Source organism: Microbispora sp. H10885 (assembly GCF_014161415.1).
Lineage (GTDB): Bacteria > Actinomycetota > Actinomycetes > Streptosporangiales > Streptosporangiaceae > Microbispora > Microbispora triticiradicis.
Map to the genome: position 1 here is coordinate 417,116 of NZ_JABBWY010000008.1, position 12,095 is coordinate 429,210.

Sequence of the window (12,095 nt, forward strand, 5' to 3'; positions counted from 1 at the left end):
AATGACCTGACGACTCATCGTTGCGCATTTGCCGTCGTCCGTCGCGGGAGGCGAGGGCTCCGCGGACCGCGAACCCCGGGCGCCCCGGGCGGCCGGACGGAGCGAGCCGGATAAACCGGGGTAGCCTTGGTAGCCGCGGCCCGGTCGGGATCGTCTCGTGGATCGGGCCCGTGTCCGCACGCCGGCTGTCTTTGTCACGGGGCTTTTGAAGGCATCGATGTCTCTTTCCGGACTGCTCGACCTCGTTTCCGCCGAACCAAGGCTGGCCGCCGCGCTCGACGCCGCCGGGCAGCCCGCCGATCCGCGCGCCCAACTGGGCGCCGACCTGGTGGCGCCGCCCGCGCTGCGGCCCTTCGCCGTGGCCGCGCTGTCCCGCGTACGGCCCGTGCTCGCCATCACGGCGACAGAGCGTGAGGCGGAGGACCTCGCGGCGGCGCTCACGAGCCTGATCGACGAGAGCACGGTGGCCGTCTTCCCCGCCTGGGAGACACTGCCGCACGAGCGCCTGTCGCCCCGCAGCGACACGGTCGGCCAGCGCCTGGCCGTCCTGCGGCGTCTGGCGCACCCGATCGAGGGCGACCCGGCCGCCGGGCCGCTGCGCGTCGTGGTGGCCCCGGTCCGCTCGCTGCTGCAGCCGATCGTGTCCGGCCTCGGCGACCTCGCGCCCGTACGGCTGCACGCGGGCGACGACGCCGACCTGGACGACGTGGTGGTCCGGCTGGTGCAGAACGGCTACCACCGGGTGGACATGGTCGAGAAGCGCGGCGAGGTGGCCGTGCGCGGCGGCCTGCTCGACGTGTTCCCGCCGACCGAGGAGCACCCGCTCCGGCTGGAGTTCTGGGGCGACACGATCGAGGAGATCCGCTGGTTCAAGGTGGCCGACCAGCGCTCCCTGGAGGTCGCGCGCGACGGCCTGTTCGCCGCGCCCTGCCGTGAGCTGCTGCTGACCGACGACGTCCGGCGGCGGGCCCGCGAGCTGGGGGAGGAGCACCCGGCGCTGAAGGACGTGCTGGACCAGCTCGCCGAGGGCGTGCCGGTCGAGGGCATGGAGGCGTTCGCGCCCGTGCTCGCCGGGTCGATGGACCTGCTGCTCGACCACCTGCCGGTGCGGGCGGCCGTGTTCGTCTGCGACCCCGAGCGCATCCGCGGCCGGGCCGTCGAGCTGGTCCGTACGAGCCAGGAGTTCATGGAGGCGTCGTGGATCGCCGCGGCGGCCGGCGGCGAGGCCCCGATCGACCTGGAGGCGGCCTCGTTCCGGACGCTGGAGGAGGTGCGCGACCACGCCCGTGAGCTCGGCCAGCCGTGGTGGAGCATCGCCCCCTTCGGGGAGGGCGTCGAGCTGGAGGCCCAGGACGTCGAGGCGTACCGGGGCGACACGCAGCGCGCGCTCGCCGACATCAAGGGCTGGCTCGGCGCGGGCCGGGCCGTGGTGCTGCTGAGCGAGGGACACGGCCCGGCCGAGCGGATGGTCGAGCTGCTCCGGGGCGTGGACGTGGCGGCGCGGCTGGTGCCGTCCCTCGACGGCCCGCTGCCCGCCGACGTCGTGCAGGTCACCACCGGGCGGATCGACCACGGGTTCATCGCGCCCGGCGTCGCCGTGCTGACCCATCTCGACCTGGTCGGGCAGAAGGCCTCGACCAAGGACATGCGGCGGCTGCCGTCGCGCCGCCGCAACATGGTCGACCCGCTCCAGCTCAAGGTCGGCGACCACGTGGTGCACGAGCAGCACGGCGTGGGCCGCTACATCGAGATGGTGCAGCGCACCATCCAGGGCGCGACCCGGGAGTACCTCGTGATCGAGTACGCCAGGGGCGACCGGCTGTACGTGCCGACCGACCAGCTCGACGAGGTCACCCGTTACGTCGGCGGCGAGGCCCCCACGCTCAACCGGATGGGCGGCGCCGACTGGGCCAAGGCCAAGACCCGGGCCAAGAAGGCGGTCAGGGAGATCGCGGGCGAGCTGATCCGGCTCTACTCGGCCCGGATGGCCTCCCCGGGCCACCCCTTCGGCCCCGACAGTCCGTGGCAGCGGGAGATGGAGGACGCCTTCCCGTACGCCGAGACGAACGACCAGCTCGAAGCGATCGACGAGGTCAAGCGCGACATGGAGCGGGCGGTCCCGATGGACCGTCTGATCTGCGGCGACGTGGGCTACGGCAAGACCGAGATCGCGGTGCGGGCGGCCTTCAAGGCGGTGCAGGACGGCAAGCAGGTCGCCGTGCTCGTGCCGACGACGCTGCTGGTGCAGCAGCACCTGTCGACGTTCGGCGAGCGGTTCGCCAGCTTCCCCGTCACGGTGAAGCCGGTCTCCCGGTTCCAGACCGACGCCGACGTGCGGGAGACGCTCGACGGCCTCCGTACGGGTGGGGTGGACGTCGTGATCGGCACCCACCGGCTGCTGTCGCCGGAGGTCAGGTTCAAGGACCTCGGCCTGATCATTGTGGACGAGGAGCAGCGGTTCGGCGTCGAGCACAAAGAGGCCATGAAGCACATGCGCACGCAGGTGGACGTGCTCGCCATGTCGGCCACGCCGATCCCGCGGACGCTGGAGATGGGCCTCACCGGCATCCGCGAGATGTCGACGATCCTCACCCCGCCGGAGGAGCGGCACCCGATCCTCACCTTCGTCGGGCCGTACGACGAGAAGCAGATCGGCGCGGCGATCCGGCGCGAGCTGATGCGCGACGGCCAGGTGTTCTTCGTCCACAACCGGGTCCGCACGATCGACAAGGTGGCCGCGCGGCTGCACGAGCTGGTGCCGGAGGCGCGCATCGCGGTCGCGCACGGGCAGATGAACGAGACCCAGCTCGAAAAGATCATGGTGGACTTCTGGGAGCGCAACTTCGACGTGCTCGTGTGCACCACGATCGTCGAATCGGGCCTGGACGTGCCCAACGCCAACACGCTCATCGTGGACCGGGCCGACAACTACGGCCTGTCGCAGCTCCACCAGTTGCGGGGCCGGGTGGGCCGGGGCCGCGAGCGGGGGTACGCCTACTTCCTCTACCCGCCCGAGTCGCCGCTGACCGAGACCGCGCACGAGCGGCTCGCCACGATCGCCCAGCACACCGAGATGGGCGCCGGCATGTACGTCGCGATGAAGGACCTGGAGATCCGCGGCGCCGGCAACATCCTCGGCGCGGAGCAGTCCGGGCACATCGCCGGCGTTGGCTTCGACCTTTATGTCCGGATGATGGCCGAGGCCGTCCAGGAGCAGAAGGCCAAGCTCACGGGGGGCACGCAGACGGAGGAGCGGCCGGACGTCAAGGTCGAGCTGCCGATCAACGCCCACGTGCCGCACGACTACGTCACCTCCGAGCGGCTGCGGCTGGAGGCGTACAAGCGGATCGCGGCCATCGGCTCGGAGGACGACATCGCGGCGGTCCGCGACGAGCTCACCGACCGGTACGGCAGGCCGCCGCAGGAGGTGGACAACCTGCTGGAGGTGGCGCGCTTCCGGATCAACGCGCGCCGGGCCGGGCTGACGGACGTGACGCTGCAGGGTCAGCAGATCAGGTTCGCCCCGGTGGAGCTGAGGGACTCCCAGCAGGTGCGGCTGCAGCGGCTCTATCCCCGGTCCCTGTGGAAGCAGGCCACCGGGACCCTGCTCGTGCCGGTGCCCAAGACCAAGCCGATCGGCGGGCAGCCGCTGCGCGACCTGGACCTGCTGAAATGGTGCGGGGACCTGGTCGAGGCCCTGTTCCTGGAGCCGATGCGGGTACAGTGACCCGCGAAATCGTCAACACCACGCCTGGCCGGTGTCGTTCGGGAGGATTGTCCGTGAAGTCGTATCGAGTGCGCGTCGCCGTGACGCTGGCGGCGGCCGGTATCGCCATGACCGCCTGCGGCGGCCCGGTGCAGGCGGGTTCCGCGGCCATCATCGGCAACGAGCGCATCACCTCCAGCCAGGTGAACGACGAGGTGCGCGCGCTGCGTGCCGACCTCGCCGCGAACAAGATCCCCGAGGAGCAGCTCCAGCTCCCCGCCTCGCTGCCGCAGATGGTGCTGCTCAACATGACCTTCAGCAGGCAGTTCGAGGAGCTCGGCCGGCGCAAGGGCGTCGCCGTGAGCGACCGGGACATCGACGACCTCGCCACGGCCCAGGGCGGCTGGACGCAGTTCGACAAGGTGCTGCTGGCCAACGGCATCCCGCGGGACCAGAGCCGTGCCTTCCTCCGCGCCTACATCATCCGGTCGAAGCTGGCCCAGCAGGCCGGGGCGGGCCAGGACCAGGAGAGCCAGGCCGCCGCGGGGCAGAAGGTGCTCCAGGAGGCAGACGCGACGGTCCCGGTGAAGTACAGCCCTAGGTACGGCAAGTACGACCCCCAGCAGGGCTTCGTGGCCGACGACCGCTTCGGCGCCTACACGCCCGTCGCGCCCCCCGCGAACCCCGCGGAGGCGCCGCCGGCCGCCGGCTGAGCGGTGGCCGCTCACCGGTCGTTAGGGTGAGGGCATGTCGTTGATCGTGGTGACCACCTCGCCCCGGGTCGCCCCGGGCCTGCTCGCTCCCGCGGCGTGGCGGGCCCTCACCCGGGGCCGGGTGCTCACCGGCAGTCCGGATCATCCTTGTCTGCCCTATCTCGACGAGGCCGGCGTTCCGGTCGAGGTGGTGACGCCCGACCCGGGCGCGCTCGCCCGCGAGAGCCGTACGGGGACGGTGGTGTGGCTGGCCGCCCAGGACGGCGACGAGGACCTCATGCGCGCCGTCGGCCACGCCGCGATCTCCCTGGACGACCCGCCGGAGATCGAGGTGGTCCCCGGCTCCTACGACCTTCCCGGCGCCCGGGTGCTCGATCTCGTCCAGGTCATGGACCGGCTGCGCCGCGAGTGTCCCTGGGACCGCAAGCAGACCCACGAGTCGCTCGCGCCCTACCTGGTCGAGGAGGCCTACGAGGTGCTCGAGACCATCGACCAGGGTGACTACCCCGCCCTCCGGGAGGAGCTGGGCGACCTGCTGCTCCAGGTGATGTTCCACTCCCGGGTGGCTCAGGAGCGGACGGCCGAGGGCGGCGGCTTCGACGTCGACGACGTGGCCGCCGGCATCGTGGAGAAACTGGTGCGCCGGCATCCCCACGTCTTCGGCGACGTCCGGGTGACCGGGGCCGGAGAGGTCAGCGACAACTGGGAGACGATCAAGGCCGCCGAGCGCGCCGCCAAGGGCGAGACGGCGTCGGCGCTCAGCGGCGTGCCGATGGGCCAGCCCGCGATCTCCCTGGCCGCCCAGCTGCTCCGCCGGGCCGGCCGGGCCGGAGCGCCCGCCTCGCTCGCCGACGGCCTCACCGCGGGCGCCGGGGCCCGCCTGTTCGCGCTCGTACGGAAGGTCCAGGAGGACGGGCTCGACCCCGAGGCCGAGCTCAGGGCGGCGGCCAGGGAGTACCGGCGGCGCGTCGAGCAGTGGGAGGCCGGCGAGGGGCAGGACGGGGAGCCGCGGGACACGCCGTGAACCCGAGCCCCTCCGCGATGCGGGGTGGTGGAGACCGATAGGCTCTGGTCGCAAACCGCCCGTCTTTTTGCTAGGAGCGTTCGTGGCTGCCATCGAGGCCGTTACCGCCCGCGAGATCCTCGATTCCCGTGGGAACCCCACGGTCGAGGTCGAGGTACTGCTGGACGACTACAGCACCGGCCGCGCCGCCGTTCCGAGCGGCGCCTCCACCGGCCAGTTCGAGGCCGTCGAGCTGCGTGACGGGGACAAGAGCCGCTATCTCGGCAAGGGTGTCGAGAAGGCCGTCCTCGGCGTCACCGACGAGATCGCCGACGAGATCATCGGCTTCGACGCCGAGGAGCAGCGTCTGATCGACCAGACGATGATCGACCTCGACGGCACGCCCAACAAGGCCCGCCTCGGGGCGAACGCGCTCCTCGGCATCTCGCTGGCCGTCGCCAAGGCCGCCGCCGACAGCGCCGACCTGCCCCTGTTCCGGTACATCGGCGGCCCGAACGCGCACATCCTGCCCGTGCCGATGATGAACATCCTGAACGGCGGCGCGCACGCCGACACCAACGTGGACATCCAGGAGTTCATGATCGCGCCGATCGGGGCGGAGACGTTCTCCGAGGCGCTGCGCATGGGCGCCGAGACCTACCACACGCTCAAGGGCGTGCTGAAGGAGAAGGGCTACGCCACCGGCCTCGGCGACGAGGGCGGCTTCGCGCCGAACCTGCCGTCGAACCGCGACGCGCTCGACCTGATCCTGGTGGCGATCGAGAAGGCCGGATACACCCCGGGCCAGGACATCGCGCTCGCGCTCGACGTCGCGGCGAGCGAGTTTCACAACGACGGCGTCTACACGATCGACGGCAAGGGCGTGTCGTCCGCCGAGCTGATCTCCTTCTACGAGGACCTGGTCCGCTCCTACCCGCTGGTCTCCATCGAGGACCCGCTGAACGAGGAGGACTGGGAGGGCTGGAAGGCCATCACCACGTCCCTCGGCGCGAAGGTCCAGCTCGTGGGTGACGACCTGTTCGTGACCAACCCCGAGCGGCTCGGCCGCGGCATCGGCGAGGGCGCGGCCAACGCCCTGCTGGTGAAGGTGAACCAGATCGGCACGCTGTCGGAGACCCTCGACGCGGTCGACCTCGCCCACCGCAGCGGCTACCGCTGCATGATGAGCCACCGCTCCGGCGAGACCGAGGACACCACGATCGCCGATCTCGCCGTGGCCACCAACTGCGGCCAGATCAAGACCGGCGCCCCGGCCCGCTCCGACCGCGTGGCGAAGTACAACCAGCTCCTGCGCATCGAGGAGCTGCTCGACGACGCGGCGCGGTACGCCGGTCGCTCCGCCTTCCCGCGCTTCAAGGGATAACGGCGGCGTGACGGGGTAGCCTGCGGCGAACGCGGGCGGCCCGGCCCGGCGTCGTACGGACGGGCGGCGCGGCACCCCGCCGCGCCGCACCCGGCGTGACCGGGCCTGTGCGAGCACCGACCGGGAGGGGTGGTTTCGGTGGCGGCGACGCGGCCGCAGCTCACCGGGCGCGCGGCGATCCTCGCGGTCGTCGTGTGCGCCATCGCCATGAGCCTGGCCTACCCCGCCCGGGAGTACGTCGCCCAGCGCCGGCAGATCGCCCAGCTGGAGGCGCAGCAGGCGAACGCGCTGAGCAAGCTCCAGAAGCTGGAGGAGCGGCGCCGCCGGCTGGAGGACCCGGAGTACATCAAGCGCCTGGCCAAGGAACGGCTCTTCTACTGCGAGCCGGGGGCCGACTGCTACCAGGTGCTCGACGAGGAGGCGGCCGGCTCGACCGCCGCGAAGGCCGGGAGCAGGCCGCCGGAGCGGCCCGCGTGGTACGTCACGCTCTGGCGGTCCTTCGAGGCGGCGGACAGAGGGTCCGAAAGGGGACGGCCCGCCGCACCGGCGGCGCGGCCGAGTCCCGCGACCTCCGTGGGGCGGCAGAAGAGCCCGGCGCCGTCGGTGGGATGAGACCGGCGTCCGGACCGGCGCGCGGGCACCGCGGCCGGAGCACGGTGCCGGAGCACCGCGGTGGAGCACCGTGGCGGAGCATCGGGGCGGGCATCGGGGCAGGCATGGTGAAGGGCGAGGAGATCGACGTGGCGGACCAGGTGGACCAGGTGGACCTGGCGGCGGCGCGGGCGCAGCTCGGGCGTCCCCCGCGCGGGGTGCGGGCCGTCGCGCACCGGTGCCCCTGCGGGCTGCCCGACGTGCTGGAGACCGCGCCGCGGCTGCCCGACGGCACGCCGTTCCCGACCCTGTTCTACCTGACCTGTCCCAAGGCGGCCTCGGCCATCGGCACGCTGGAGTCGTCCGGGCTGATGAAGCGGATGCAGGCCCGGCTGGCAGAGGACCCCGAACTGGCCGAGGCGTACCGGGCGGCCCACGAGGACTACCTCGACCGCCGCGACCGGGCGGCCGGCGAGGAGGGCATGGAGCCGCTGCCCCGCGACATGCAGAGCGCGGGCGGGATGCCCGGCCGGGTCAAGTGCCTGCACGCGCTGGTCGCGCACGAACTGGCGGCGCCCGGCGTCAACCCCTTCGGCCGGGAGGCCCTGGACGCGCTGCCGCGGTGGTGGGCCGACGGACCCTGCGTGACGGACGAGGAGACGCGCACCGACGGGGGAACCCGGGCATGAGGCGGGTGGCGGCGATCGACTGCGGGACCAACTCGGTCCGGCTCCTCATCGCGGACATCTCCGGCGACGACCTCACGGACGTCGAGCGCCGGATGGAGATCGTGAGGCTCGGCCAGGACGTCGACAGGACGGGACGGCTCGCGCCCGAGGCGCTGGAGCGCACGTTCACCGCCATGCGCGGGTACGCCAAGCTGATCAGGGAGCACGCCGCGGGTGAGGCGGTGCCGGTCCGGGTGGTCGCCACCTCGGCGACCCGGGACGCCGCCAACCGGGCCGACTTCACGGCCGGCGTGCGGGAGATCTTCGGCGTGGAGCCCGAGGTGGTCTCCGGCGACGAGGAGGCCAGGCTGTCCTTCACCGGCGCGACCCGGGGCCTCGCCCGCGCCGGCGCCGCCGCCGAGACGCCGTACCTGGTGGTCGACATCGGCGGCGGCAGCACCGAGTTCGTCGTCGGCTCCCGGAGCGTCGAGGGCGCGCTGTCCGTGGACATCGGGTGCGTACGGCTCACGGAGCGGCACCTTCGGGCCGATCCCCCGGCGGACGGGGAGGTGACGGCCGCCGTCGCCGACATCGAGGCGGCCATGGACCGGGTGGAGGAGCACGTCCCCGTCCGTACGGCGCGGACGCTGGTCGGCCTGGCCGGTTCGGTCACCACGGTCGCCGGGATCGCGCTGGACCTGCCCGCCTACGACCCCGAGCGCATCCACCATTCGCGGATCCCCGCCGAGCGGGTCCACGAGGTGTCCGCACGCCTGCTGCGCATGACCCACGACGAGCGGGCGGCCGTACCGGTGATGCACCCGGGCCGGGTGGACGTGATCGGCGTGGGCGCGCTGATCCTCGACCGGATCGTCCGCCGGTACGGCTTCACCGAGGTCGTGGTCAGTGAGCACGACATCCTCGACGGGATCGCCTGGTCGCTCGCCTGACCGGCCGGGAGGCGCAGCTCCGCCTCCGGCCCACGCAGGTCCTCGCCTGACCGGCGCGTGCGCCGCGATGTGTGCCGCGTGGCTGACCGGCGCGTGCCCGGCGGGCGCGGGACCTGACCGCTCATGCCGCCCGCACGGGCCGCTGCGGCGCACGGGTCGCTCTTGCACGCACCGGTTGCTCCGGCATGCGCAGGGCTCGATCTTGTAGCTATTACGCATTGCGTAGTACTCTGCGGTGCGTGGACAGTAGCCAGCTTCTCAAGGGGGTCCTCGACCTGGCCGTCCTCGCGGTGCTCGCCGAACGTGACAGCTACGGCTACGACGTCGTACGCCGCCTGCGCGAGGCGGGGCTGGAGGACGTCGGCGACGCCTCCGTGTACGGGACCCTGCGGCGGCTCTTCAAGGCCGGAGCGCTCAACTCCTACGTGGTCGCCTCCGACGAGGGGCCGCACCGCAAGTACTACGGCCTGAACGACGTCGGCCGCTCGCTCCTCCGGAACTCGGCGACGACCTGGACGTCGTTCGCCGCCACCATGAACGACCTGCTGAAGGAGGTCGCATCGGCATGAACTCCCCCCTGACGCCCAAGGCGTACGCCGACGCCGTGCGCGAGGCACTGGCCGATCTTCCCCCGGAGGACCGGGAGACCCTGCTGGAGGACCTCCACGACCACATCTCGGAGGTCGCGGCCGAGCCGGGACTGTCCCTGGAGGACCGCCTCGGCGCCCCGGAGGCGTACGCCGCCGAGTTGCGCGCCGCCTACGGCGGCCGGCCGGCGGGCGCCGCGACCTCCCGGCGCGGCCGGCTGCGCTCCAGGACGGCCGGGGCGGCCCGGCGCGCCCACACCCGGATGCTGGGCCTGCCGCCCTACCGCCAGGCGGCCGCCTTCCTCCCCGAGTTGCGCCCGGCCTGGTGGGTGCTGCGCGGCTACGCGATCGCGCTGGCCGTGCTCGCCACCCTGACCACGCCCGGGCTGGTCCCCGGCGACCTGGTGGCCTGGGTGTTCACCCTCACCGTCGTCTGGGCCTCCGTCTGGCTGGGCCGGCACGCCCGCACCGGGCCGAGGGGCTGGGGGCGGACGCTGCTCGCCGGGGCCAACGTGCTGGCGGTGGTCCTCGTGATCTCCGCCATGGCCGACGCGTCGAGCACGTCGCCGATGAACGTGTCCTTCGACTACGGTCCCGGCCCCGCCGCCGTGGGGCCTGGGCGATCGGTCATGATCGAGCGGGCCGCCACTCTGGACGGCGGTCCGGTCTACAACATCCTTCCGTACGCCGCGGACGGCACTCCGCTGCGCGACGTGCGCCTCTACGACCAGGACGGCAGGCCGCTCACCCTGCGGCCGGAGGACTTCGGGCAGATGCTCGTCATTCCCTGCGAGGGGGAGCCGCCGCTCCGCAACGCCTACCCCCTGCCGCTGACGCCGTTCGACCCCCGGGCGGCCCGGGAGCGCGACTGCGCCCCCAACGCCGCCTCCGACTCCGCCACCGCCGCGCCGGGTCCCACCGCCACCGCCACGCCGGGTCCCGCGGTCACGGCGACCCCGGGCGACGGCGGCGAGGAGGCGACCCCGACACCCGAACCCTCCGCCGCGTCACCGGCCCCGTCCCCGACGAAGCCGAAGCCGAAGCCGGGCCGCCAGGGGGACTGACGGGTCAGGCGCGCAGCCGGACCGGCAGCGAGAACAGGCCGCGCATGATCATGCTCGGCCACCACCGCAGCTCGGCCGGGTCGACGGCGAGGGTCAGATCGGGGAAGCGCTGCAGCACCCTGCCGATCGCGGCCTCGCCCTCGACCTTGGCCAGGGCGGCGCCGATGCAGTAGTGGGGGCCCCGGCCGAAGGCGAGGTGCGGCTCGCCGACCCGCCCCGGCGCGAATGTGTCCGGGTCGGCGAAGGCGCCGGGGTCCCGGTTGGCGGCCAGCAGTGAGACGAGGATCGGCTCTCCGGGCCGCATCTCCTGGCCGCCGATCACCACCGGCTCGGTGGGGAAGCGCCAGGTGGCGTTCCGTACGGGGCCGTCGTAGCGCAGCATCTCGTCGATGTAGTCCGGCAGCAGGGCGGGATCGTCGCGCAGGGCCCGGGCCTGGGCGGGATGCCGCAGCAGCGCGAGGAGGCCGTTGCCGATCAACGCCACCGTCGTCTCGTGACCCGCGACGAGCAGCAGGAACGCGGTCGAGGTCAGCTCGTCCTTGTCGATCTCGCCCTCGTTGGACCGCCGGACGAGGTCGGTGAGCAGGTCGTTGCCCGGCCTCGACCGCTTGAGCTCGACCAGGTCGTCCAGGAACGCCTCCAGGCCGTCGGTGGCCCGGGCGATCTCCTCCACCTCGGACGCCGCCGCGGAGTCGATCACGGAGGCGTGCCGGTGGAAGACGGCCCGGTCCTCCTCGGGCACTCCGAGCAGGTCGCAGATGATCGCGATCGGCAGGGGATAGGCGAGGCCGGTGACCAGGTCCGCCTCCGGGCCGTCGAGATGGTCGAGGAGGTCGTCGGTGATCTCCAGCGCCCGGGCCCGCAGCCCCGCGATCCGCCGGGGCGTGAAGGCCGCGCTCACGAGACGGCGCAGCCGCGCGTGGTCGGCCCCGTCCGCGTTTATCATGTGCCGGGCGAGCGACGGCCGGTGATCGAGGGGCAGGCCGAGACCGGCCGCCTGCCACTCCGGCGAACCGGCGGCCGGGTCCTTGGCGAGCGACGGGTGGGTCAGCGTGGCGACGGCGTCCTCGTACCGCGTGACCAGCCATGCCTCGCAGCCGGGCAGCGGCACGCGGCTGATCGGCGCGTTGCGCCGCAGCCAGTCGAAGGCGGGATAGGGGTCGGCGTCGAAGGCGGGGCCGAACAGCGGGGGGCATGAGTCGGTGGACACGGGCCGATACGTACCCACCTCCGCCGCCGCGGAAAAGATCGGAATCTTTCTCGGTGCGCGACCTCCTGACACCCGCCCTCACGCGGGCCGAGCGTGCCGGTTCCCAGGCGTCGTGCCCGGCCGTCCCAGGCGTCGTGCCCGACTGTCGCGGGCGTCGTGCCCGTCTGTCGCGAACGTCGTGCCCAGCGGTCGCGGGCCTCGTGAGAGCCGGCTTCCGGC

At 72.9% G+C, this 12,095-nt stretch carries 10 protein-coding genes; 9 read left to right on the top strand and 1 reads right to left on the bottom strand.

Annotated elements, in window-relative coordinates; translation table 11 throughout:
* Positions 1–217: 217 nt before the first annotated feature.
* The 9 genes from mfd to HHX37_RS23255 all read left to right on the top strand — a co-directional run bounded on the left by mfd (position 218) and on the right by HHX37_RS23255 (position 10,666).
* Positions 218–3,727, top strand: a complete 3,510-nt coding sequence (mfd, locus tag HHX37_RS23215; protein ID WP_182875625.1) for a transcription-repair coupling factor — start codon at positions 218–220, stop codon at positions 3,725–3,727.
* A gap of 53 nt (positions 3,728–3,780) precedes the next feature.
* Positions 3,781–4,419, top strand: coding sequence for a SurA N-terminal domain-containing protein (locus HHX37_RS23220; protein ID WP_133306213.1), 639 nt, complete (start codon positions 3,781–3,783; stop codon positions 4,417–4,419).
* A gap of 34 nt (positions 4,420–4,453) precedes the next feature.
* Positions 4,454–5,443: a MazG family protein gene (locus HHX37_RS23225; protein WP_182875627.1), complete on the top strand. Its 990-nt coding sequence runs from the start codon at positions 4,454–4,456 to the stop codon at positions 5,441–5,443.
* Between the two features lie 82 nt (positions 5,444–5,525).
* The gene (gene eno, locus HHX37_RS23230; protein ID WP_117410519.1) at positions 5,526–6,806 is read left to right on the top strand and encodes a phosphopyruvate hydratase; all 1,281 of its coding nucleotides are present in this window, start codon (positions 5,526–5,528) and stop codon (positions 6,804–6,806) included.
* A 138-nt stretch (positions 6,807–6,944) separates the two neighbouring features.
* Positions 6,945–7,418, top strand: coding sequence for a septum formation initiator family protein (locus HHX37_RS23235; RefSeq protein ID WP_310738353.1), 474 nt, complete (start codon positions 6,945–6,947; stop codon positions 7,416–7,418).
* 104 nt (positions 7,419–7,522) lie between these two features.
* Entirely contained in the window at positions 7,523–8,086 is a 564-nt protein-coding gene (locus HHX37_RS23240; protein WP_182886735.1) for a DUF501 domain-containing protein, read from the top strand.
* Positions 8,083–9,015, top strand: coding sequence for a Ppx/GppA phosphatase family protein (locus tag HHX37_RS23245; RefSeq protein ID WP_182886736.1), 933 nt, complete (start codon positions 8,083–8,085; stop codon positions 9,013–9,015). Before HHX37_RS23240 ends, HHX37_RS23245 begins: the two co-directional genes overlap by 4 nt.
* Positions 9,016–9,254: 239 nt before the next feature.
* Positions 9,255–9,584: a PadR family transcriptional regulator gene (locus HHX37_RS23250; RefSeq protein ID WP_117410517.1), complete on the top strand. Its 330-nt coding sequence runs from the start codon at positions 9,255–9,257 to the stop codon at positions 9,582–9,584.
* On the top strand, positions 9,581–10,666 hold the full coding sequence (locus HHX37_RS23255) for an HAAS signaling domain-containing protein (protein ID WP_182886737.1): 1,086 nt from the start codon (positions 9,581–9,583) through the stop codon (positions 10,664–10,666). Before HHX37_RS23250 ends, HHX37_RS23255 begins: the two co-directional genes overlap by 4 nt.
* Positions 10,667–10,670: 4 nt before the next feature.
* Here the strand turns inward: HHX37_RS23255 and HHX37_RS23260 are convergent, their stop codons facing one another.
* Positions 10,671–11,876 carry a cytochrome P450 family protein gene (locus tag HHX37_RS23260; protein WP_182886738.1) on the bottom strand — a complete coding sequence of 402 codons (1,206 nt, stop codon included), beginning with the start codon at positions 11,874–11,876 and terminating at the stop codon, positions 10,671–10,673.
* Positions 11,877–12,095: the final 219 nt, after the last annotated feature.

Bases quoted from the DNA above. Each gene is read 5' to 3' on its own strand.
- HHX37_RS23225 (WP_182875627.1), top strand. From the start codon at position 4,454: ATGTCGTTGATCGTGGTGACCACCTCGCCCCGGGTCGCCCCGGGCCTG.
- HHX37_RS23245 (WP_182886736.1), top strand. From the start codon at position 8,083: ATGAGGCGGGTGGCGGCGATCGACTGCGGGACCAACTCGGTCCGGCTC.
- mfd (WP_182875625.1), top strand. From the start codon at position 218: ATGTCTCTTTCCGGACTGCTCGACCTCGTTTCCGCCGAACCAAGGCTG.
- HHX37_RS23255 (WP_182886737.1), top strand. From the start codon at position 9,581: ATGAACTCCCCCCTGACGCCCAAGGCGTACGCCGACGCCGTGCGCGAG.
- HHX37_RS23240 (WP_182886735.1), top strand. From the start codon at position 7,523: ATGGTGAAGGGCGAGGAGATCGACGTGGCGGACCAGGTGGACCAGGTG.